The organism is Iodobacter sp. CM08 (assembly GCF_033446605.1).
Lineage (GTDB): Bacteria > Pseudomonadota > Gammaproteobacteria > Burkholderiales > Chitinibacteraceae > Iodobacter.
On the sequence record NZ_JAWQUO010000008.1, the window covers coordinates 109,764 to 133,343 of the forward strand.

The following is a 23,580-nucleotide window of genomic DNA, read 5'->3' on the forward strand; positions in this document are numbered from 1 at the left end:
TTTAGCGCCTGCTTTTCTCTGTGAAACTCCGTGTTCTCTGTGGTTCAAGATTTGGGTTTTGCCTGCGTAACATCAGTTAAGCATCACGCCCCAATCAACACTCCACAATATTTACCGGCAATTCAATCATATTAATGGCTAGGCCACCACGGGCGGTTTCTTTGTATTTGGTATTCATATCGCGGCCGGTGTCACGCATGGTTTTGATGACTCGATCCAGCGATACAAAGTGCTGGCCGTCACCGCGTAGCGCCATGCGGGCGGCGTTGATCGCTTTGATGGATGCCATGGCATTGCGCTCAATACACGGCACTTGTACCAAGCCACCTACTGGATCGCAAGTTAGGCCTAGATTGTGCTCCATGCCAATCTCGGCCGCGTTTTCGACTTGCTCGGGCGTGCCACCTAGCACTTCGGCCAAGGCACCTGCCGCCATAGAACAAGCCGAGCCCACTTCACCCTGACAACCTACTTCGGCACCAGAGATCGATGCGTTAAGCTTAAACAAAATACCAATCGCACCGGCAGTTAGAAAGAATCGCACAATGCCGTCATCCGTCGGATTGGGCGTAAAGCGGGCGTAATAGTGCATGACGGCAGGAACAATCCCTGCGGCCCCATTGGTAGGGGCGGTGACCACACGGCCACCACCGGCGTTTTCTTCATTCACCGCCAGCGCGTATAAATTCACCCAGTCCAGCACCGTTAGCGGATCACGCAACGCGGCTTCGGGGGATGCCAGCAGCTTTTGGTACATATCAGCGGCGCGACGTTTTACTTTTAGCCCACCAGGTAAAATGCCCTCATGCTCGCAGCCGCGTTTAACACAGGCTTGCATCACCGCCCAGATTTCTAGCAAACCAGCGCGAATTTCATCTTCGGTGCGCCAAGCCAGCTCGTTCTCTAGCATGATTTGGCTGATGTTTTTGCCATGGCGCTCACACAGCGCTAATAGCTCGGCTCCACTCTTAAATGGGTGCTTTAGCTCAGTGACGCCTGGCGGGTTAAAGCCAGCATCCACGGCCGCTTCATCCACTACAAAGCCACCACCCACCGAGTAATAAGCGCGCTTAGATAGGCTCTGTCCTTCTGCATCAAAGGCCTCAAAAATCATGCCGTTTGGGTGAAAAGGCAGGGTTTTTCGCTTATGCAAGATCAGATGCTCGGCTTCAACAAAAGCAACACCGTGCTTGCCCAGCAAGTTGAGTACGCGGCCTTCGCGGATCGCGGCCACCATCTCATCCACCTTATCGGTATCCACAAGACGGGGGGATTCGCCTTGTAAGCCTAATAAAACGGCGATGTCCGAGCCGTGGCCCTTGCCGGTGGCCCCTAGGGAGCCAAATAACTCGCTTTTTACTTTACTCACTTTTTCAAGCAGGCCGTCTTTCTCTAAGCGGCGAGCAAAGGTGCGCGCAGCACGCATCGGGCCTACGGTGTGTGAGCTGGATGGCCCAAGGCCAATTTTAAATAAATCGAAAACGCTGATAGCCATTTTGAGTATCTCTGGTGGTTCCTACGCAGCCCCATTTCAATATGGGAATCTCACTGACAAGCAGTGCGCGTAAGGTAACGGTTTATAAGTATATTTTTAGTTTGAGCTAGATAAGCGCTTATCGTTCAATCTGAAACAGCAGGCTGAATGGCTTAATCATCCAGCACATATCATCACGGCTCTTTATAAATCTTAAATGGGGAAGTACAGCAGAGTTAAGCGGGCGATAGCAGTTGACAAGGGTGCCCGCTCAGCGCTGGCTGAGCGATGCCCCTCTGTCCGTTTGCCTGAGAGATTGCGGCGCGACGTGTCGGCCATGCTTCTTCGGCGAGGCATTTAAGCCTACTCTCCAGAGTGCTCTGGTTTTGTTTAGATCGCGTCACAATCTATTCCAACAAAACCTAGCCATGACAGTTCTTTTGCCTGAGAGTTTTCTGGGCGATTCCCCTTCGGCGCTACGCCGCTTGCAGCTTACTGATGCAAGCCATAAATCTGGCACAGTCTCTCCTGTCATCGCTGTGGATATTCCCACCTAGCTGCGCCAATCTAGTCAAGCTTGCGCAAGCTGTCAATTCACGATTAGCCCTAGATCATCATCAACAATAAATTATAATAAGCCTGAGTGAGGGCTTTGCAAGATAAGCCCACATCATGGTGTAAATATCCTGCAATAAAGTTTAAATTTCATAGAGATTACAGGCAAAAAAGAGCAGGCCAAAGCCTGCTCTTTTTTAATCAGCGCAATGCTCTCACTTACTGAGCCAGCACCTTCACCACGCGTTTAGTGTTCCACAACACCGCCTGCCCAGCATCTACCCCAGCAATACTAATCACATAGGATTGTCCTGCTGTTTTTTTCGGTAGCGATAAACGCACCGTTTGCGGCGTGCCATAGGCATAAACGGTTTTTGTTTCAAATAGCTGATCATCCACATAAACCTTTACGTGTTCTGTTTCAGCTACCTGAATATCCAGCGTTCCCGCAGCATCTTTCACCGTAATCACATCCGCAACGGGGCTTAAGAACTGAAAGCTAGATTTGCTCACCGGCTTAGCCAATAAATCCGCCGCAATTTTATCAAACTGGGTTTGATCACCATTACTTAAATCACTTAAGACCCGCGGTACATTCACGTCAGCTTGGCAACCGTAGTCTTCAATAATGGTATTCGGGTTATAACCACCGCGCACTGATTGACGCCAAGACACACGCATGGATACCCCACCTGGCAGCGGCTTAAACCAGTTCGGGCCTAATTCTGCAAAAAAGCCGTGCTCCAGCACATTGGCACCGCCCGCCCCAGTGGCTGGGTCTTCCCCATAGATTGTGGCCGCGCCGTTATCTTGCATCTGGCAAGTAAACAAATCGGTTGCCGAATAGCTGCGGGCATTGGCTAATACCCCCACCGGTTTGTAATAAGCCTGACCCAATGCATTGGCTTCTGCCGGTGAAGTAAATACCCCTGTTTTGCTATAGGTATTTTTAGTTTTAGCTGCGTCATTAATCAGCTTTACCCACTCTGGCCAATACTGTCTGAAATCATCTTGATTCAAGAACTGATTATTAAGCTTGGTATTTAATAGGCGTGCCGAGCTAGTCGTGGCTTTACCTGGCTTAAATAGCTGCGGTAATTTATCTGCATAGCTGATATACCCGCCGCCATTGCTGCGGACATCCACCACCAATGCATCCGTTTTAGCCAGCTGATTGCGCAATAAACCGGCAATAATTTCTACAGCTTGATCGGGGTTTTGCGGCACAAAGCTGCTGATATTAATATAGCCAAGCTGCTTATCGCCCTTAGGGACAATAGACCATGTAATAGTTGGCTCTGAGGTGGGATACTTAATAAAACCCTGAGTATCATCCGCTGCCGTATTGCGGCTAACAAACTGATTATATTGTTCCTGATATTTTTCTACGCTTTGCGAAAAAGCCTGATCTTTTAATGCTTTTGCCGCTGCCGTAGTAGTGGCTTTAGGCTGCAAGGCAGCATCGTCATATTGCACCAGCCACGGCAAATCAATTGAATAGATTTCACCTGTTTTAGCCGAGCGTAATTTAATTAAAACTCGATCATTTTCTGGAGGCACATTAGATGATTGTGAAACCAACGTCATTTTCTGAATAGCACGGGAAAAACCGCCATATAGATTAGCCCCAGCACCACTAATCACCACTTTATTTACCGCCTGTTTAATGGGCAGCCCACCGTATTCAAGCACTTGATCGCCTACTTCAGGCTTTCTTATTGAAGACAACAAGGCATCAAAATAGCGTGGATAAACACGATCAATGCGCACTTCATTTTGCTCTGCACCCTGGGTGGTACGGGCAAAATTAATCGGCAAAAAGCTTAAAAATGCCGCGTGTGGTAGAGGAAAATTATAATTTAGATGCAAATCACGCTGATTCAAAAAAATCTGGCTTAACTTGGTATGTAATTGTGCAGTGCTTAATTTATCCAAATTATTAATCACCTGCTGTACTGCATCAGCCGGATTAACGTGGCCCTTATTCCAATCGGGGTTATTGCCATAATAAAGATCTTTTGCATAGCGATTAACATATAAATCGCGCAGCAATAACTGAGCCTGCTCAGCCAACACCTGTTTATCATTTCTGCTTAATTCTTCAAACTTGATTTCTGAACGGATATTCGATAAAAAATCATTTCTAAATTCTGCGTGCGCAAAGGCAGACATCATTGCCAATGCAATCGTTGCAACTTTAATTAGCTTCATGGTTTTTCCTGCTTCAGATGAAATGAGGGTTAACAGTTCACAAGCTCAGTACCGTGGTTTTTTATGACAATACAGTATTTCAACACTGACACATACTGTCAACAATCTTCTAAAAAATGGCATAAAAAACCTGTCTCATCCGTAATACATATCGTTATTAGTCATTGATCTTATTATATTTTTTATTTTTAATATTTTAAAAAAACCAACACAAAACAAACATAACAGCATTATATTTATTACAAAAAACAAAACCAGAAAAATAAAACAATCCAATTTAATATAAAGTAATAAACATAAGATCTAAAAAAACATGCTTCACTTGAACATAAAGCAAGGCCAATCTGCATCCGTCACCAAGGTGGTGTAAACACTTATCCATAAGTAGTCATTGTTTAAATAGTACTTTTATTCAAAAAAAAATTTTAATTAATATTTTAGATACCGCAAAAAAAATATCTTATTTTACAAAAAACACAAGACGATAAGCAGCACTAGCCCTTTGCAAAAGAGCTAGTGCTTAGATTCCATTTATTTCAGATTAGTTTTTAGTCGATTGATCTTGGCGCGATAGGCGGGCTTAGTGCGCTTACATCAATCCTCACGCCATTTCAGCTTATCGTGCAAGCTGACTACCTCACCAATAATAATCAAGGCTGGCGGCTTAATGCCGCGCTCGGCCACACGCTGCGGTAGGTTGCTTAGAGTGCCCACCACCACACGCTGCTTAGCCAGCGTTGCGTTTTCGACCATCGCAGCGGGAGTGTCTGGATTCCTACCGTGCTTTATTAATTGTTGGCAAATTTTTTCTAGCTGCGCCACGCCCATATACACTACCACCGTTTCCGTGGGGCTAACCAAACGAGGCCAATCGAGCTCCACCTCACCATCACGGCGATGGCCGGTGACAAAAGTCACCGATTGCGCGTAATCCCTGTGGGTGAGCGGAATACCGGCGTAGCACGATGCCCCCGCCGCCGAGGTAATGCCCGGCACTACTTCAAAGGCAATGCCTGCGGCAGCAAGCTCTTCGATCTCTTCGCCGCCACGGCCAAAAATAAATGGATCGCCACCTTTTAAGCGCAAAACTTTTTTACCTTGCTGGGCATAGCGCACCAAAAGCTGGTTTATTTCTTCTTGCGGCACGGCATGGTTATTGGATTTTTTCCCTACATAAACCCGCTCGGCATCACGGCGAACCATTTCTAAAATAGGCGCAGAAACCAGATTATCGTACAGCACCACATCGGCTTGCTGCATTAAGCGTAAGGCTCTAAAGGTCAGTAAATCAGGATTACCCGGCCCACAGCCTACTAAATACACCGCACCTTGTAAGGGGGCATCGGCATCGGCCTTAATCGAATCGCTTAATGCCTGACGCGCTGCTGCATGTTGGCCAGCAAACACCATATCTGGGATAGGCCCGGCGAGAGTTTTTTCCCAAAATTGCTTACGAGCATCTGTGCTTGACAGGGTGTTTTTAACTTCATCTCTAAAATCAGCCGCCATTTGGGCTAAATCGCCGTAGCCATGTGGGATAAGCGCCTCAAGCTGGGTGCGTAATTGCCGCGCCAGCACCGGCACGCCACCCGAGGTAGAAATAGCAATCATCAGTGGTGATCGATCAACAATAGCAGGGGTAATAAAACGGCAGCTAGCGGGATCATCCACCGCATTCACTAAAATACCGCGCGCCTCACAGGCCTCAAAAATATGACGATTAACCTCTTCATTATTAGTGGCAGCAATAACTAGTCTTACATTTTGCAGTTGTGCTTCACAAAAACGAGCGGCCAAATAGATTAATTTCCCCGCAACGGCAGCGCTCGCCAACTCTTCACAGAGCTGTGGGGCGACCACCGTGATTTTCCCACCCGCAGCGGCCAGCAAGCGAACTTTGCGCGCAGCCACATCACCACCACCAATAATCAAGCAATTTTGCTCGTGTAAATTTAAAAAAAGTGGGAAGTAATTCATACTCAAGTAACCTTAAATTCTATTTGGCAGTAGTTTGAGCTAGTCTTTCTGCATTTGCAAAATCACATTCAGCTATAGATATGATCTAAATCAAATATAGAAAGCCGTATCTCATGTTTACTGACAGCAAACAAACATGCTGCCTGTATTTTATTGACTACTCAGGAGTTATAATATGAAAAAAGTGATTTTCTTGTTCAGCCTATTTATTGTAAGCAGCGCCTATGCCGTCGCCCCAGCTGATTTAGCCAAAGCCAAAAACTGCTTCGCCTGTCATGCAACCGATAAAAAACTCATTGGCCCTTCCTATAAAGACGTTGCCGCCAAGTACAAAGGCGATGCCAGTGCCGCAGGAAAACTGGCAGATAAAATCAAAAAAGGCGGTAGTGGTGTTTGGGGTGCCATGCCTATGCCGCCTAATACCGTAAGCGATGCCGAAGCAAAAGATTTGGCGAAATGGGTACTAAGTATTAAGTAATTACCCATATTACGCACAACATCTCACGTCCACGAAAAACACTCAATGCACGAAAAAACCGACAAAAATGCATCGTCTCTGCTCGATTTATTCTTCATCAGGGTATTTTTTTTGCTTTACATTCTAAGGGATTGATTAGGCGTTTTATGGTTTAAATACAGCAAAAATTGCTCGCAAAGTGGCATCTACCCGTGATTTTTGTGTATTTCGTGAACGGCTTGTTTTGTGATCTCGCTGGGTAACACCAAGTGTGTTAGCAGCAAACATCATGCCAACGTATTCATATGTCAACGGCAAGATCAAATAGAATAAATGGGTAATTTACCTGCTACTGCATATCAATAGATCACGCTAAACTTCGGCATTCTGAGCATCCCCGCTCATTTAAACCCCCGCTCTGAGTTTATCTAGACGGGGGTCATTTTTTTGCTTTATGTAACCAAGCACAAAATATGACTATATTTAATTTATTTAACGAGATTGCTCCATGCGTATCATTTTAATTCCTTTCCTTTTATTGCCCCTCATGGCTCATGCAACTGTGCTCAGCCCTAGCGCAGCGATTAGTGCTATCGGCGGGCAGCGCATGCTAACCCAACGCATTGTGAAAGCCTATTGCCAGCAAGGTCGAGGGATTCAAAGCGATGCTGCAAAATTACAAATTAGCTCGTCTATTACACAGTTCTCTGCTCAGCTAAGTAATCTTTTGGAAAGCGCAACAGCACCAGAAAGTATTGAAACAGTAAAAAAACAAGAAACACAGTGGCAAAACATGCGCACACTCGCGCTTACTCCACCCAAGCCAGAAACAGCCAAGCAGCTGGATGATATTGCCGAAGTGATGCAATACGATGCAGGTGAGTTGGCAAAACGCCTAGAAGCAAGCTTCGGCAAGCCGCAGGGCAAATTGATTCGCATTGCGGGCCGTCAGCGCATGCTCAGCCAGCGCCTTGCTAAAACTGCTTGTTTGCAAACCTGGGGCAAGCAAAACCCAGCATTAAAACAACAGCAAGCTCAGGCTCAAAAAGAGTTTTCCGCTGGCCTGCTTACCTTGCGTGCATCCCCGCAAAATACCCCCTCCATTATCAAGCAGCTCGATCTAGCGCAAATGCAATGGGTGTTTTTAGAGAACGCGCTGAGTGGGCTAGATAGTGATGCAGATAAAAACATCGCCAGCACTAGCGAACGTTTATTAGAAGTCATGGATAAGATAGCAGGTCAGTACGAAAAAATGGGCAACTAAGCCATTGCAATGAGGCTACTTAAATGCAAAGGCAGTTTGTTGTAAACAAAGTGCTTAGCCGCTTTTACAAGTGGCTAAGCCGATATCGCCAAAGTGCTGTGTGGGTAATCATTCTGACCATAATGCGTGGCCAGCTTTTGCGCGGAGGGGCTGCGTTTGGCGATTTCCATTTGAGCGGTTTGTGCCATTGTGGCGGCCTCTGCAGCAATAGCGCGATCCGCCCCGCTAGGATCTGCTGGGGCTAAAGCCGCCGCTTGAATTATTCTAGCCTTACTTAATGTTTCTTCTGGTGTCCGGCCTGGGCTAACATCAATTTTTACCTCCCCTCCCACCGCATATTGCTTTCCATCTGGCCCTGTCTCCATCGAATAAGTTGCACCGCTAGTGGCTAAGCCCCCCGCTGCACCAAGGTGCGCTTGCTCGTGTTGGCGCACCTCTCTATCCCGCTTAGCTAGTTTTTCTATCGTGGCAAGCTCTGCATCACTTAATGGCTCCCCATTTGCTTTGGTTTGCGTATTTGCCGTTTTAGTTTTGCTGGCAGACTCCCCCAGTGCCGCCAAAGTTTGAACTTTGGGCGGTGGAGATGCAGCAGAAAAAACTCCGGCTATATTGCTCATGATCCGTCAATCACTTATGCGATATAGATAATTATACCACCCTCAAATCGAAAGAAAACCATCCGCCTATCTGTATTCTCTTGTGTTTATTTAAAATTTTTGGTTCTGAAATACACATGGTTCAAAGTGAAATTGATGCGCCAATAAAGCCATCTGCTCGCAAAAAGCGGTTAATCCTGCCAAGTTATTATAGGTTTTTATGCCACTCGACCTCTTGCTGCTGCATCAGGCTGTGCCACTGCTGGCGCATGGCAGAGAGAAATGCAGGGGGCGCTCCGGCAAAATCCTTTTCATCGGCATAGCAGCCTGGTAAAGGCAGCTCATCAAAGCCACCGGTTTTTTTGCTGTTAAGCAGAGCTTGCTGGCTGTTGCGGCTGCAATCAGCAAGTAGTGGTGTACCCGACAGCTGGCCGGTATCTGCATCCCGCCAGGTTACACCGAAACGGTCTGTGCCCCGCAATCCGTATTTAGCCTTGCCTGCATGCAAAATAAGCTTGTAATTAGAAGGGCTAACATCACTAGTGCAGGTCTGCCTATAAGCAACGATGGTTTCCATAACACCATCACCATCCAAATCAGCCACGTGGGTAGCGGCTAGATCAAACTCGGCCGCCACATCAAACATGCACTGCTCCACCCCATCCTTCAGCAACCATAAGCGCCTTGGTTTATCGCCACTGAGTAAATAATGTGCCGCGTAGACATGAGCATCACGTACGTCATCAGATCCATCTTTAGAGGGCTGAAAATCACCCTCAGCCTGACTAAGCAGCAGCAAATTATCACCACTTTTATCTTGCCAACGTAATGCCTGCCGCAGCTTCCCTTGGATGCTGATCCCAGCGGGAATGGCTTTCACTTCAGTTGGCAATCCAAGTGGGGCAGAAGCATGGCTACTATCCGCCTGCACTGGCTGGCTGGGTTGCTTGCAGGCCGTCAAAGCCAACAGCGCTGCCGCTAATAAAAATCGCATCTAGGTATTCTCTTTTTGACAAAAATAATTACTCATGCTTTCACAATCCTTTATCAAAAAATGACTTTTATTGCATTTTACGCAAGACCTAGCAAAACCACGCATATCTCCACTCAGTAAACATCTACGTCACTTAATATTCTAAATAATTATATAAATCTAATTTTAAATTCTTTTTAAAGCTTTAAGCCATCAGGCATGATGCATTCATTGCAGTTAATTACCAAATTCTGAATCTTAAAGCAAAGATTCACCCAAGTTTAAAATAAAACTTTATGCGGGAAAAAACATGAAACGCTCACTTTTACTAGCACTTATTCTTACAACTATTACTGGGCCAGCATTGGCCGATAAGCTCGATGACATTAAAAAAGCCGGTGTTTTACGCGTAGCAGCATTTGATAGCAACCCACCCTTTGGCTTTGTCAACGAGACAACACGTCAGCTGGCTGGCTTTGATGTGGAAATCGCTCAGGCTATTGCCAAAAAGCTGGGCGTAAAACTGGAGCTACTGGCGACTAATCCGGCTAATCGCATTCCTTTACTCACCGCAAATAAAGTGGATTTGGTTGCGGCAAACTTTACGGTCACCGAAGAGCGCCGTAAGCAGGTTGAATTCAGCACCCCTTATTTTGCCACTGGGCAAAAGTTTATCGCCAGAAAAGGCGTACTAAAAACCCCTGAAGACATCGCCAAACTGCGCATCGGCGTAGATAAAGGCACCACGCAAGAAACTCTGCTGCGCGAAAAATACCCTAGCACACCAGTGGTGGCTTATGACGACACGCCTTTGGCTTTCACCGCGCTGCGTAATGGCAATGTACAAGCCATTACCCAAGATGACGCCAAGCTGCTGGCATTGCTGGCCAATGCGCCGGACAAAACTAAATACGAGATTTCCCCTTTTGCATTAACGCGTGAATATCAGGCTATTGGCATCCCGCGTGGCGAAGAGCGCCTGAGCAAAGAGGTGAATGACGCTTTGCTGGAGCTAGAGAAGTCTGGTCAGGCAAAGAAGATTTACGATCATTGGTTTGGCCCCAAAAGCCGCGCAGCCCTACCGCGTGATTTTAAGATTGGTGACAAAGTTTAAAGTGATTCCCCCTCCCTGCTTTGCTGCTGCTCAGTGGGCAGATGAGGAACAAGTTTTTGTGTAGGTGTAGTAAAGGCCGTGTGAGTGTGGATGTAGTTGTTGTACCGCACAAACGCAGCTTGTTTTAGACATTGTTTTATCTCCTGGTATCGACATTCTCGACTTTTAGCGCAAGGGCTTGCCCTTGCGCATTTTTTATTGGAGTAAGGGAAATGAATCCCCCCGCATGGCTGGGCAATGGCTGGCTAGATTGGCCGCATATTCTGACGCTGGGCCAAGGCTTGCTGATTACTTTATTACTCTCTAGCACCGTGATCTTTACTGGCACTGTATTAGGCGTGCTGCTAGGCATTGCACGCCATCAATTAAAGAGCCGAATTTTGGCGCTGCCGCATCAGCTGATCCTTAATATTCCGCTACTGGTGCAAGTGCTGTTTTGGTATTTTGCTGTGGGCTCGCTACTGCCTGAAAGCTGGATGCTATGGCTGAATAGCCCGCATGTGCTTTGGCAGGCAGGGGATTTATTTCTAGGCTTGCCCTCGTTTGAATTTATGGCGGCATGGGTGGCTTTATCGCTCTACGCTATGGCGTTTATTGCCGAAGATATTCGCTCTGGCATGAATGCCGTAAGCCAAGGCCAGTGGAATGCGGGCCGAGCTTTGGGGCTGAGCCCCCTAGATGTTTTACGCTGGGTGATTTGGCCGCAGGCGATTAAAACCGCATGGCCGCCGCTCTTGGGGCAATGGCTTAATACCATTAAAAATACCTCGCTCACCATGGCGATCGGCGTGATGGAGCTCTCTTATCGCTCACGCCAGATCGACGCCCAAACCCTGCTGACATTCCAAGCTTTTGCCGTGGCTAGCGTGTTTTACGTGCTGCTGATTGTGCTGGTGCAGCGCACTTTAGCAGGCCCCGTGGCTGTACCGTTACGGAGGTGGGCATGAATACGGATGTGATTAGCAATAATTTGCTGTTCTTTTTGGTTGGCGCGTGGCCCAACGGCCCGCTGGGTGGCATCGCCCTCACCTTGATTCTGGCCTCTAGCGCCGCCATCCTCGCCAGTGTTTTAGGCTTAGTCTGGGGCATTAGCCTCACGCTCAGCCAAGGCTGGCTGCGGCGGATATTGCTGGCTGTTTGCGAGCTGCTGCGCGCTATCCCCGTTTTGCTGCTAATTTTTTGGTGTTACTTCTTACTACCGATTGCCTTTGGCATCGATATCCCTGGCGTGCTCACCGTGATTGCCGCGCTGTCCTTAGTTTCTGGCGCATATCTGGCTTACACCGTGCAATCGGGCATACGCGCCGTGCCAGATGGCCAGTGGGAAGCCGCTCACGCCAGCGGTTTAAATCGCTATCAAGTCTTAAGCCTCGTCATCCTGCCGCAAGCCTTAAGAATTGTGCAGCCATCCTTTGTGAATCAGTGGGTAGTGCTGGTGAAAGACACCTCACTGGCCTATATCGTTGGCGTCGCCGAATTTACCTTCGTCGCCAGCCAAGTAAACAGCCGCGAACAAGTCTACCCGCTGGAAGTCTTCGGCTTTATCGCCCTGGTGTACCTGCTGCTCTGCACCGCCGTGCAATGGCTGGGGAAGAGAGTGCTGGCTAAGCGTTTGGCGGCTTAGCTATGCCAAGAAGTAGCTTATTTAAGCTTGCATTTAGGCAAGTGATTTTTGCACCCTAGTTCTAGTATTACCTACAGGCGAAACAGCATTGTTTTGCCTGTTTCCTTTTGTAATGCCCCCCACCTCCCCTTAAAGCCCAATCCTATCAACTTAGCAATAAGCCATGTTTGCCACGTAATGACAAACATTGAATCATCGTAGTGCGGGTGAAACCCGTGTATTTTTCAGCATCGCTCGCGGGTTCCACCCGCACTACGAAAAACATTTCCTTACGTTGATAGGATTTCCTCAACGTCCCCCATCGCGACTTCCACCTGCCATTTCCACTAGCCCTCAAATTTCCACTTTGTAGTGGAAATAAAACAGGTACAAAGCGCATCCCAGATTGCTTACGATGAGTCATCGAATTAATCACAGCTGGCTATGACGGGCTTGGGAGACAACATGGGTGAAGTTACAGAAGTAAGCGAGGTAGAGATTCAGGCTTTGGCAGAGCGGGTGCTGGGGCAGATTACTGAACTGCTGGAGGCAGAAAACAAATACCTCAGCGATGTGCAGCAAATGAAGATGGATTCGCATATCAAGGCGATGGCGCGGCGCTCTTTAACCGGTGAGGGTTTGCCTGATTTTGATGCCGATTTGTTCGACGAAATTTCGGTCCCTGCGATGCGGCTATCCGAAACGGTAACTGCAATGTTTGGCAATTTACCAAACAAGGAAGCGCTGCTGTTATCAATTCATTTTGAAGTGGCAAAGAATAAATAACGTCCATCTCCGCGCAATAAGCACTTCATTAAAAAGGAATTAAAAATGACTCAAATCACCGTGGTAATTGGCGATCGTTTAGGTAAAGGCCAAAAAGTGGGTGCTGGTGTTGAATTGGCAGAGGGGCGTGCGGTGGTGATTCCAGGTATGGCTGCTGATATGAAGCTAGGCGATGTAATGAAGGCTGAAAACGCGCAGCTGGGTATTTCATTTTGCGGTAGCGGCGGAGCCGGGGCAATTACGGCGCAGACCAAGCATGGCTATAAAGCGAAATACGGCATGCGCTCGGTTGAAGAAGGCATTACTGCGATTGAAGAAGGCTACATCGTCCTAGGCTTTGGCTTTATGGATAAGGAAGAGCTGGGCCAGCGCCTTGTTGTGGCTTATCAGAAAAAGTACGGCAATTAAATGAAAGAACACTTCCAGAGCAAGGTGATTGTGAGCGGCATGGGCAACAGCAAGGACAAGGCCTTTGCCGATGCGCTATCCCAAGTGCAGCGTGCCGTGATGGCAGGCAGCCAAAAGGTGTTGCTGCGTATCGAGCCGCAAGATGTGCTGGTGCTAAAGGCTGAGGAGGCTCAAAGGAAGGAGCGATTTTTATTCTTGTTTTTGCCGCGGATTCGCTCGCATTACAAAGTGCAGCTGGAAGTCAGCGTGAGTGTGACGGCGATTGATACCAATCAGGTGTCTTTTACTGCTCACCCATCCAAGTCCTAAGAGGAAGGCCGTATGTTGCTGATGATATTGATGAAGTCGCTGGTGATTGGTGGCTTGGTTGGTTTTGCTGTTGGAGCGGGGGCTGCACGGATGTTTCATGCGCCAACGGCACAGGGGATTGGGGCATTTCGTACTTTAGGCGAGCTTAATTCTTGTGAGGGCGATGCGGCTTCGCATTTCTCCTTTGGCTTGGGTTTCTTTTTTAATGCTTGGGCTTCTTCTGTGGCCGCTGGGGCGTTTACTCAGGATGTGGATCACCGCGTGATTCCACATTGGGGTGCTGCGGCGCTGATGAGCAAAAATCCAAATCTTGCCGAAACCCTGCACAACCCTAGAAAAATGGCGCTGGCCTGTGGCTTGATCGGCATGGCGGTGGTGGCCTTTTTAAATACGACGGCCTCGGCAGTGCCGCCTTCTTTACAAGTGACCGCCATTAAAGTCTTGGTGCCTGCGGCCAATATGCTGGTCAATATCATCATGCCAGTGATTTTTTGGCTAGCAGCGATTGAAGCGGGTAAGCGCTCAGGCTTTTGGGGGACGATTTTTGGTGGTTTGGCACAGCTCATTATGGGCAATGCCGTGCCGGGCCTAGTGCTGGGCATCTTGATTGGTAAAGGCGTTGATGATGGTGGCTGGAACAAAATCACCAAATCAATGATGTTTAGCGTGGTGATGCTGTTTGTATTAAGCGCCTTCTTCCGTGGCTTTGATTTAAAAATGATTCAATCCTTCCATTTAGCCATACCGGCTTGGTATGAGCTGCTGCACGCCACGCTGAAGCCTTAAGGAGACAAAAATGACTGAACTGACTAAAGAAGAAGTACAGGCTAATTTCTGGTTCGCCGATTGGAGTTTTCCTTTTTTTGTAGGCTTGCTTTCAGCGGGGGTATTTGCCGGAACGCATATGTATTACGTCTACGGCATTGGCGCATTCAATGAAGTGGCTTTTGTTTCGATGCTGCGTGCGGGAATGGATACCGGCGTTTATGGCGCGGTGGCGGCCTTTGGGGCGAGCTTTTTATTTGCACGGATTATTGAAGGTGCGCTGGTGGGTATTTTAGATATCGGCGGCGCGATTATGACCGGCGTGGGTCTAGGTATTCCCGCCATGTTTTTGGGCGCAGGCGTGACTTATCCGCTGGATAACTTTTTTGCCGCGCTTGCCACAGGCATGGTGATTGGCTGCGCCATTGGCGGGATTATTATTTTAGCGCGCAAGTTTACCGTGAACCAATCCAATTCAACCTTTGGTGCCGATGTGATGATGGGGGCGGGTAATTCATCCGGGCGATTTTTAGGGCCCTTGATCATTATCACGGCCATTGGCGCATCAATCCCCATTGGTGTGGGTTCTTTAATCGGCGCATTAGCATTCTACCTCTGGGGCAAGCCTATTACTGGCGGCGCTATTTTAGGCGCGATGTTATTTGGCTCGGTGTTTCCGGTGGCGATTGTTTGATTTACTGATTTGCTGCTGGGAAACCCAAATCTTGAACCACGGAGGCCACAGAGAACACGGAGTTTCACGGAGAAAAACAGCTATTCGCAGGTCGGGTGAAACTCCATATGCACTAACCAGTTTGCTTTTGAATTAGCAAACAATGAAACAACGTAATGGCCACGCTCTTTGCATAGGGCTTTTTAAAGTCCCCTTGAAACACGCCGGAGCGAGGAACAAGCGGGGCGGGGTTTCGGCCAGGGAGCGAGGAACGAGCGAATCCCGCCTGCCGCCGACTCGATTGTCCGCAGCGCAGGGGCCTTCGTGTTTCGTGGGGTCGCCTTCTTTGGCTTCGTTTCTTGGCGAAGCAAGAAAGGAAGGCCCCTGCGGTGGCTACCGCTCCAAAATCAACGTGCCGAAGGCACTAAGAAGGTCTTTTTGACTTTGGTTAGCGCAGGGTGCAACCCGCGTACTTTTCAGTATTGCTCGGCGGGTTTTACCCGCCCTACGAAAGACACTGCAGGCGTTGGCTCAGCTTGGATGCGGTATAAGCAGCAAAAAAAAAGGAATCCCATGTTTGATTTAATCATCCGTCGTGCAGTGAGCCCCACAGACGATGCCATTTTTGATATTGCGATGAAGGACGGCAAGATTGCGGCCATTGGCCAGATCAATGCCCAAGCTCGTCAAACTATGGATTTAAAAGGTCAGTTTTATGCCAGCGCAGGCTGGATTGATGGCCATGTGCATTGCTATTCGGCCTCCCCTATTTATAACGATCAGCCAGATTTAGTCGGTATTGCAGGTGGCGTGACCACGGTGGTGGATGCAGGTAGTTGTGGGGCCAATGATATTGCGCATTTTTATCAGCTGGCGCAGGACTGCCAAACCGAGGTGCGGGCTTTATTGAATATTTCACGTATCGGTTTGGTCACTCAGCACGAGCTGGCTGATTTGGCTGATATTGATGCGGCCGCCGCCAGCCAGGCGATTGGCCAATTCCCAGATTTTATTGTTGGCTTAAAAGCGCGTTTAAGCGCAAGCGTGGTGGGTGGCAATGGGATTATCCCTTTGCAAATGGCCAAGGCGATTCAGCAAAAACATCGCCATCTGCCGCTGATGGTGCATGTGGGCAATACCCCGCCCGATTTGGATGATATTGCCGAGCTACTCGATGAGGGCGATATTTTAACCCACTGCTATAACAGCAAACCTAATCGCATTCTGAATACCGAAGGAGTAGTACGGCCCAGTATCTATCGGGCGATGAAGCGCGGTGTTTGCCTAGATGTGGGGCATGGCGGGGCGAGCTTTAGTTTTGCGGTGGCAAGGCAAGCGATTGCTCAGGGTATTTTGCCGAACACGATTAGCTCGGATATTTACTGCCGCAACCGCATCGCTGGCCCGGTCTATGGCTTGGCCCCGGTGATGGCAAAGTTTCTGTCTTTGGGTATGAGCCTCGCGCAGGTCATTAACTGCGTAACTGCCCATGCGGCTAAGGCGCTTAATTTGCCTAGTAAAGGTCAACTTGCTGTTGGCTTTGATGCTGATATTTCGATTTTTGCTCTGGATAAAACGCCCAATACCCAGCGTGATTGTGAGGGCGAATCGCTTATTTCTGATCACCAACTCAGGCCTTTGGCAGCGATTGTCGCAGCTAAGGTATTTTTGACTGAAGAAGGAAAAAAAGCTCATGTCTTCGATTTATAAAAAGTACCAACTTAAGCCGGTAATTAACGCTTCTGGGCGGATGACTATTCTGGGCGTGTCTACCCCGCAGCCTGAAGTGGTGGCGGCGGTTAATCTGGGGCTCAATCATTATTTCGAGATGCAAGATTTAGTCGATAAAACCGGTACATATATTGCGGGTTTGCTGGGGGTAGAAAGCGCGGTGGTGGTGTCTTGCGCGTCCGCCGGAATCGCTCAGGCGGTGGCCGCTGTAATTATTAAAGACGATGCAGATTTGCTGCTTAATTTACATGCCAAGCCTATTCATGGCCCTTGCGAGATTGTGCTGGCAAAAGGCCATAACGTGAATTACGGCGCGCCAATAGCGACGATGGTGGCGCTTGGCGGCGGCAAGGTGGTTGAGGCGGGCTGGGCCAATGAGTGCTCGGCTGAGCAGTTGGCTGCGGTGATTACGCCCAATACCGCCGCGATTTTATATATTAAATCGCACCATACCGTGCAAAAAAGTATGTTGAGCGTGGCAGAAGCGGTGGCTGTAGCTAAAAACCATGGCCTGCCTTTGATTGTGGATGCTGCTGCTGAAGAAGATTTGCGTCTTTATTATCAGCTTGGCGCAGATTTGGTGATTTACAGCGGCGCAAAAGCCATCGAAGGCCCGTCCAGCGGCCTAGTGCTGGGCCGTGAGCAGTATGTGGCTTGGGTTAAAAAGCAGGGCAAAGGTATTGGCCGCGCGATGAAGGTTGGCAAAGAAGGCATTTTGGGCCTGACTTGCGCCATCGAAAGCTATCTATTGCGGGAGAAAGAAAGCGGCGAGCAAATGGTCGCCAAAATGCAGCCCTTTATTGCGGCGCTCAACGAGATTCATGGCATTAGCGCCAAAGTGGTTTGGGATGGCGCAGGGCGTGATATTGCCCGTACAGAAATATCCTTTGATCAGGCCGCTTTGGGCCGCAGCGCCGTCGAAATGGTGGCCGCGCTTAAAGGTGGCCCTATCGCTATTTATTTCCGAGAGTACAAAGCTAATGAGGGCAAGGTTGAGGTGGATGTGCGCAGCGTCAGTGACAGCCAGCTTGTCACCATTAGCGAGCAGATTCAGCAATTATTAAAGGAAAAATCACTATGCAATTAAGCCAATTAAGCCCAAATTTTTATCGTGATCGTGTGTGTTTAAATGTTTTAGGCGGTACTAAGCAAAATGCTGTAGATATTTATCAGGCCGCAGAGGGTGCAGTGGTGGTGGGCTTACTTTCTAAAAACTACCCCGATGTAGCCAGTGCCGTTGAAGATATGCAGGCCTATGCCCAATTGATTAAGAATGCGATTTCTGTGGGCCTAGGAGCAGGCGATCCTAGGCAATCAGCGATGGTGAATGAGATCAGCCGCCAGATTCAGCCACAGCATATTAACCAAGTTTTCACCGGCGTTGGCCCCGCCCGTGCCCTTGTTGGCCAAGATAATACGGTGGTGAATGGCTTAATCTCCCCTACCGGCCAAGTTGGCATGGTAAAAATCTCTACTGGCCCTTTAAGTAGCCAGCAGGCAGATGGCATTGTGCCGGTTGCCACCGCCATTGCCATGCTGAAAGATATGGGCGGCAATTCGGTAAAGTATTTCTCAATGGACGGCCTGAAATACCGCGATGAATATATCGCCGTGGCCAAAGCCTGCGCGGCCAATGATTTCTGGTTAGAGCCCACCGGTGGAATTGATCTGCAAAATTTCGAAGAAATCCTCAGCATCGCGCTGGACGCTGGGGTAACAAAAATCATCCCCCATATCTATAGCTCGATTATCGACAAAGCCAGCGGCAACACCCGCCCAGAAGATGTGGCCACTTTGCTGGCAATGGTGAAGGCAAAGCTGGGCTAAGTGCGCGGCTGTATTCGTAGGGCGGGTGAAACCCGCGGGCTTTCTAGTTTGGCTCGCGGGTTGAACTTCATACGCGCTAACTAGTTTGTTTTTGTATTAGCAGACAACAACAAAAACGTAATGACCACGCTTTCAGCACGGGGCTTAAATCCCCCTTGAAGCACGCCGAAGCGAGGAATAAGCTGCTCGGGGTTTCGAAAAAGGGGTAGCGAGGCAGCGAGCGAGCAGCCTTTTTCGCCGAGCTGATTATCCGCAGTGAGGGGTTTTCGTGCTGGTCGGGGCGGCCTTCTTTGCTTACTTTCTTGGCCGTTCAAGAAAGTGAGTCCCACGCGGGGGAATCCCGCACCTAAATCAACGTGCCGAAGGCACTAAAAAGATCTTTTTGTATTTTGCTTAGCGCACATGAGCTGCAACCCGCGTATTTTTCAGCATCGCTCGCGGGTTTCACCCGCCCTACATGCACTGTATGGGAGTGGTTTAACTCGATGTACATAGCGTAAAAGCTTACGATGCAGCCCAGAAACTTACTAAAGCGAGCATTGTCTCACTCTGTTCACTTCGTGCTGATTCAGGCGATTTTGATTGATCGATTTATGGTGAGCTTCTTGTGGCGAAGAAGCTGCGCCTTGCTGGGGTCAAGGTCATTATGGTTCGTTTTCCTTATAAGCGTCTGGCTTTGCTTTATCGTACTTTGCAGGCAGAAACGCTGCCGCAGGATGAGCTGGCGCGTCGGTTTTCGGTGTCTACGCGCACGGTGCGCACTGATATTACGGCGCTGAATGAGACTTTACTCGAGCATGGTGCGCAATTTGTTTTGCAGCGCGGTGAAGGCTATGTGCTCAGTATTCATAATGAAGAGCGCTTTGCCCAGCTCACTTTAAGCCATCAATCAAGCAAAGCGTTGCCACGTACCGCAGGCGAGCGGGTTCAATATTTATTGATGCGCTTTCTGACTTCCGCCTATGCACTTAAATTACAAAATCTAGCGGATTCTTGGTATGTAAACCGCGCGGTGCTACAAATTGATATGGCGGAGGTGCGCAGCCAGCTTGCCCACTACCAATTAAGCATCGAAACTCGGCCGCATTACGGTATGAAGCTGATGGGTAAAGAATCAGCGATTCGAGTGTGCTTAAGCGATTTACTCTGCCAGCTTCACCGTGAAGAAAACCACCATCCGCTGCTGGCGAGTGATCCGGTTTTGGCCAATGCTTCTATAAGGTTTGTGAGCGCTTTGCAGCGTTTACTTGCACATAGTACGGTGCGCTTAACGGATGAAGGCTTTCATTTTCTGAGCCAATATTGTGCCGTAGCAAGCAAAAGAATTAGTGATGGTTTCCCCATCGAAGAGCGATCGAAAGAAGAAGTTAGCCATGAGATTGCAGCCATTGCCAGTGAATTGGTGGCAGAGCTAAAGCAAATCACTCTCTGCGAATTATCGTGTGCTGAACAGCACTTTTTAGCCATTAATATTGCCGCACGCAGTATGCAAGGTAGCTTGCCAGATACGATTAATGCCGACGATGCTGATGCGCTAGTTAGCTATATTCTGGATTATATCAATCACCATTATCACTATGATTTGCGCCACGATAGCCGTTTGCGCTTGGATTTGCTCACCCACGTTAAAACCATGATGACGCGTTTACGCTATCAAATTAATTTACCCAATCCCGTACTGACCGATATCAAGCAGCATTACGCTTTGGCTTATGACTTTACTCTGAGCGCCGTTTCCAGCTGGGCCAAGCACACGGCTTATCAAGTGAATGAAAATGAAATTGGCTATTTGGTGCTACATATTGGCGTGGGGCTGGAGCGGCATTATCAAATTGCCTTTGTCTGCCGCCCGCAAGCCTTGTTGGTCTGCGATATGGGTAATTCGACCACGCGAATGATCGAAGCCATGTTGCAGCGAAAATTTCCACAGGTGTTGCTGAGCAAATCAATATCGCAGCAAGATTATTACGCCTTAGATGGGATAGCTGACGACTTTGTGATCTCTACCCAACCCTTAGAAAGCAAAGGAAAACCTGTGATTGTGCTGTCGCCGTTTCCAAGCGAGTTTCAGCTAGAGCAATTGGCTAAAACGGTGGAAATCAACCGCACCCATCCTTATATGCTTGATCGCTATTTTGATGCCAACCACTTTTTGCGCATTGATGAGCCCATCTCTCAAGATGAATTATTTCAGCGCCTTTGCCAGCAATTAGAGCAAGAGGGAATCGTGAATCAAGATTTCTATCCTTCAGTGGCCGAGCGCGAAGCGATTTTATCTACGATTCAAGGCAATGGCATTGCCGTGCCTCATTCCTTAGGCCTACTTGCCAAGCGTTCCGTGGTGTACACCGTGCTCGCCCCGCAGGGCATTTCATGGGGGGATGGCGCAGAGGCTTCGGTGATTTTCTTACTAGCAATTAGCAAAGAAGATTACGAAGAAGCCATGACAATTTATGACTTATTTATCTCTTTAATCAGAGAGTGCGCTAGTGCGCGTTTGCTGGAGTGTATGGATTTTGCTGAATTTAAGGCCACTGCAATTCGCACTTTAAAAGCGCATTAAGGGCAATCACCCAGCGAAATTTACCCAACAACTCCCCGCCCTTCTCGTTATTCCAAAAACAGCGATCCAAAATATTGCAGCTCTGCTGCTAAATTAAATACAGCAAATACTTGCGTTTTATCCTCTACCGTAAACCAAAGAGAAGACACAAAGAGATCTTTGATCTTCGCCTCATGAGGGCTAATACATTTATTTGAATGCCCAGCTTACACTTTCAACAACATCTCTCGCCCTGGCAGCCATCTATCCAGATGCGCTAAGGCGGTAGCGGCATCGTTTGCCAGCAAGTCTTCTGCAACCAAGCGCGCTTCTTCGAGTAAATCGGCGTCTTTTTCTAAATCGGCAAAGCGCAGCATGGGCACGCCAGATTGCCTTACACCGGCCAACTCGCCCGGCCCACGGATTTCCATATCCTGACGGGCAATTTCAAAGCCGTCGGTATTTTCATAAATCACCCGTAAGCGCGCCTTGGCCAGCTCACCCAGCGGGGTGGTATAAAGCAAGACGCACAGCGAGGCATGCGCGCCACGCCCTACTCGTCCCCTTAGCTGATGCAATTGCGACAAGCCCATACGCTCGGCGTGCTCAATCACCATCAGGCTGGCATTGGGCACATCCACGCCGACTTCGATCACCGTGGTGGCAACTAGTACTTGCACTTCGTTTCTTAAAAATGCCGCCATCACCTCGGCTTTTTCGGCGGTTTTCATACGCCCGTGGACTAGGCCCACGGCGATATCTTCTAGCTCTTCGGATAATTGCTGGTGGGTATCCACGGCGGTTTGTAATTGCAGCGCTTCAGATTCCTCAATCAGCGGGCAGACCCAATACACCTGACGGCCCTCTTCAACCTTGGCGGCAATACGCTGAATGATTTCATCTCGGCGTGCATCGCTGATTAACTTAGTGACAATCGGCGTACGCCCTGGTGGCAGTTCGTCAATCACGCTCACATCCAGATCGGCGTAGTAGCTCATGGCGAGCGTGCGTGGGATGGGCGTGGCGCTCATCATGAGCTGATGCGGGCTACCGCCTTTTTCACGCAGCGCCAATCTTTGCGCTACGCCAAAGCGATGCTGCTCATCCACAATCGCCAGCCCTAACTTAGCAAAGGTGACGCTGGCCTGAAAAATAGCGTGCGTGCCCACCACCAGCGGCGCGGTGCCCAGTGCGGCGTCTTCAATAGCTAGCCGCTTGGCTTTTGCCCCCAAAGAGCCCGCCAGCCACACCACCTTGATGCCCAGCGGCGCAAACCATGCGGATAATTTATTAAAATGCTGCTCGGCCAGAATCTCGGTCGGGGCCATCAGTGCCACCTGATAGCCCGATTCAATCGCCTGACACGCCGCCAACGCCGCCACAATGGTTTTGCCCGAGCCGACATCGCCTTGCAACAGCCGCTGCATAGGGTGAGGCTGGTTTAAATCATGGGTAATTTCTTTTAAAACTTTGCCCTGAGCACCGGTCAAGGCAAACGGCAAACTCGCCAGCAAACTTGCCGCCAGCTCACCTTTGGGCGCAATCACCGGTGCGGTACGCTCGCGCCTTGCGGCATGGGCTGTGCGCAGGCTGAGCTGCTGGGCCAGCAGCTCGTCAAACTTCAGCCGCTGCCAAGCGGGGTGGGTGCGTTCAGTCAGTAAGATATTCGGGATATCTGGCGTAGGGGCATGTAATAGCTGCACGCTAGATGAAAAATCCGGCAGATCCAGCGGCCCAAGCACTCGCTCTGGCAGGGTATCGGCTAAGTTGCAATGCTTTAAAGCTAGGCGAATCAGCTTGGCTAATTGCAGCTGGTTTAAACCCGCCGTGGTTGGGTAAATGGGCGTCAGTGCTTCGTTCAGGCCCTGCTCATTAGCTGCGCGTATTTTGGGGTGCACCATTTCATCGCCCAAAAATCCACGGCGGATTTCACCATAAAGGCGCACCGTTTTACCTACCGCCAGCTGCTTGGCTACGCTGGGATAAAAATTAAGCAAGCGCACCGAGATGGTTCCAGATGCATCGCTTACCCGAGCAATCAGCTGCTTACGCGGCTTATATTGCACCTCGCAGGATTCAACCGTGCCCTCTAGCAACACCGATTGCCCCATCGGCGCATCGCGCATGGGGTAAAGGTGGGTTTCGTCTTCGTAGCGCAAGGGCAGATGCAGCACCAGATCAAACGGGCGCAACAGCCCTAATTTGGTGAGACGAGTTTTAAGTGCTTCAGGTAGCGCAGCCAGATCCATATCTTTGAACGATCGTTCGATTGAACGCTACTTTAGGGCATAAGTGGCGTAAGGGAAAGGGTAGAT

Annotated in this window: 20 protein-coding genes and 2 riboswitches; of the genes, 14 read left to right on the top strand and 6 right to left on the bottom strand. The window is 49.0% G+C overall.

Going from position 1 to position 23,580, the window contains the following annotated elements; translation table 11 throughout:
• Positions 1 to 94: 94 nt before the first annotated feature.
• The 3 genes from R6242_RS06185 to cysG form a co-directional block, all read right to left on the bottom strand.
• A complete protein-coding gene (locus R6242_RS06185; RefSeq protein ID WP_318425096.1) occupies positions 95 to 1,495 on the bottom strand; it encodes an L-serine ammonia-lyase in 1,401 nt (466 codons plus the stop codon).
• A gap of 265 nt (positions 1,496 to 1,760) precedes the next feature.
• Positions 1,761 to 1,858: riboswitch (glycine riboswitch) on the bottom strand.
• Between the two features lie 38 nt (positions 1,859 to 1,896).
• Positions 1,897 to 2,015, bottom strand: a riboswitch (glycine riboswitch).
• Between the two features lie 233 nt (positions 2,016 to 2,248).
• Positions 2,249 to 4,240 (bottom strand): S41 family peptidase, encoded by a 1,992-nt coding sequence (locus R6242_RS06190; RefSeq protein ID WP_318425099.1) that lies wholly within the window; start codon positions 4,238 to 4,240, stop codon positions 2,249 to 2,251.
• A 594-nt stretch (positions 4,241 to 4,834) separates the two neighbouring features.
• On the bottom strand, positions 4,835 to 6,217 hold the full coding sequence (gene cysG / locus R6242_RS06195; protein WP_318425102.1) for a siroheme synthase CysG: 1,383 nt from the start codon (positions 6,215 to 6,217) through the stop codon (positions 4,835 to 4,837).
• Positions 6,218 to 6,392: 175 nt separating this feature from the next.
• Between cysG and R6242_RS06200 the strand changes: the two genes are divergently transcribed.
• A complete protein-coding gene (locus tag R6242_RS06200) occupies positions 6,393 to 6,695 on the top strand; it encodes a c-type cytochrome (protein WP_318425105.1) in 303 nt (100 codons plus the stop codon).
• 487 nt (positions 6,696 to 7,182) lie between these two features.
• Complete coding sequence (locus tag R6242_RS06205) at positions 7,183 to 7,938, top strand: type IV pili methyl-accepting chemotaxis transducer N-terminal domain-containing protein (RefSeq protein WP_318425108.1); 756 nt, start codon at positions 7,183 to 7,185, stop codon at positions 7,936 to 7,938.
• Positions 7,939 to 8,012: 74 nt separating this feature from the next.
• On the opposite strand, the gene R6242_RS06210 is transcribed toward R6242_RS06205, so the two are convergent.
• Together R6242_RS06210 and R6242_RS06215 are read right to left on the bottom strand one after the other, a co-directional pair.
• Positions 8,013 to 8,555 (bottom strand): putative metalloprotease CJM1_0395 family protein, encoded by a 543-nt coding sequence (locus R6242_RS06210; protein ID WP_318425111.1) that lies wholly within the window; start codon positions 8,553 to 8,555, stop codon positions 8,013 to 8,015.
• 187 nt (positions 8,556 to 8,742) lie between these two features.
• Positions 8,743 to 9,528, bottom strand: a complete 786-nt coding sequence (locus R6242_RS06215) for a M949_RS01915 family surface polysaccharide biosynthesis protein (RefSeq protein ID WP_318425114.1) — start codon at positions 9,526 to 9,528, stop codon at positions 8,743 to 8,745.
• Positions 9,529 to 9,817: 289 nt separating this feature from the next.
• Here R6242_RS06215 and R6242_RS06220 point away from each other — a divergent pair, with 289 nt between their 5' ends.
• The 12 genes from R6242_RS06220 to R6242_RS06275 all read left to right on the top strand — a co-directional run bounded on the left by R6242_RS06220 (position 9,818) and on the right by R6242_RS06275 (position 21,286).
• Positions 9,818 to 10,621, top strand: a complete 804-nt coding sequence (locus tag R6242_RS06220; protein ID WP_318425117.1) for an ABC transporter substrate-binding protein — start codon at positions 9,818 to 9,820, stop codon at positions 10,619 to 10,621.
• A 212-nt stretch (positions 10,622 to 10,833) separates the two neighbouring features.
• A complete protein-coding gene (locus R6242_RS06225; RefSeq protein ID WP_318425120.1) occupies positions 10,834 to 11,568 on the top strand; it encodes an amino acid ABC transporter permease in 735 nt (244 codons plus the stop codon).
• Complete coding sequence (locus R6242_RS06230) at positions 11,565 to 12,245, top strand: amino acid ABC transporter permease (RefSeq protein WP_318425124.1); 681 nt, start codon at positions 11,565 to 11,567, stop codon at positions 12,243 to 12,245. The genes R6242_RS06225 and R6242_RS06230 overlap by 4 nt, the downstream gene beginning before the upstream one ends.
• A gap of 444 nt (positions 12,246 to 12,689) precedes the next feature.
• Positions 12,690 to 13,010, top strand: coding sequence for a hypothetical protein (locus R6242_RS06235; RefSeq protein ID WP_318425126.1), 321 nt, complete (start codon positions 12,690 to 12,692; stop codon positions 13,008 to 13,010).
• 45 nt (positions 13,011 to 13,055) lie between these two features.
• A complete protein-coding gene (locus tag R6242_RS06240; RefSeq protein WP_318425128.1) occupies positions 13,056 to 13,418 on the top strand; it encodes an SFCGS family glycine-rich protein in 363 nt (120 codons plus the stop codon).
• Positions 13,419 to 13,727 carry a DUF4312 family protein gene (locus R6242_RS06245; protein WP_318425131.1) on the top strand — a complete coding sequence of 103 codons (309 nt, stop codon included), beginning with the start codon at positions 13,419 to 13,421 and terminating at the stop codon, positions 13,725 to 13,727.
• Between the two features lie 12 nt (positions 13,728 to 13,739).
• Complete coding sequence (locus R6242_RS06250; protein ID WP_318425133.1) at positions 13,740 to 14,513, top strand: DUF4311 domain-containing protein; 774 nt, start codon at positions 13,740 to 13,742, stop codon at positions 14,511 to 14,513.
• 10 nt (positions 14,514 to 14,523) lie between these two features.
• Positions 14,524 to 15,186: a DUF4310 family protein gene (locus tag R6242_RS06255; RefSeq protein WP_318425136.1), complete on the top strand. Its 663-nt coding sequence runs from the start codon at positions 14,524 to 14,526 to the stop codon at positions 15,184 to 15,186.
• Between the two features lie 552 nt (positions 15,187 to 15,738).
• Complete coding sequence (locus R6242_RS06260; RefSeq protein WP_318425139.1) at positions 15,739 to 16,875, top strand: amidohydrolase/deacetylase family metallohydrolase; 1,137 nt, start codon at positions 15,739 to 15,741, stop codon at positions 16,873 to 16,875.
• The gene (locus tag R6242_RS06265; RefSeq protein WP_318425142.1) at positions 16,859 to 17,983 is read left to right on the top strand and encodes a DgaE family pyridoxal phosphate-dependent ammonia lyase; all 1,125 of its coding nucleotides are present in this window, start codon (positions 16,859 to 16,861) and stop codon (positions 17,981 to 17,983) included. The genes R6242_RS06260 and R6242_RS06265 overlap by 17 nt, the downstream gene beginning before the upstream one ends.
• Positions 17,974 to 18,723 carry a 2-dehydro-3-deoxy-phosphogluconate aldolase gene (gene dagF, locus R6242_RS06270; RefSeq protein ID WP_318425144.1) on the top strand — a complete coding sequence of 250 codons (750 nt, stop codon included), beginning with the start codon at positions 17,974 to 17,976 and terminating at the stop codon, positions 18,721 to 18,723. Before R6242_RS06265 ends, dagF begins: the two co-directional genes overlap by 10 nt.
• Before the next feature lie 607 nt (positions 18,724 to 19,330).
• Positions 19,331 to 21,286: a BglG family transcription antiterminator gene (locus R6242_RS06275; RefSeq protein WP_318425146.1), complete on the top strand. Its 1,956-nt coding sequence runs from the start codon at positions 19,331 to 19,333 to the stop codon at positions 21,284 to 21,286.
• A 206-nt stretch (positions 21,287 to 21,492) separates the two neighbouring features.
• Here R6242_RS06275 and recG read toward each other — a convergent pair whose 3' ends face one another.
• On the bottom strand, positions 21,493 to 23,514 hold the full coding sequence (gene recG / locus R6242_RS06280) for an ATP-dependent DNA helicase RecG (RefSeq protein ID WP_318425148.1): 2,022 nt from the start codon (positions 23,512 to 23,514) through the stop codon (positions 21,493 to 21,495).
• Between the last annotated feature and the right edge of the window lie 66 nt (positions 23,515 to 23,580).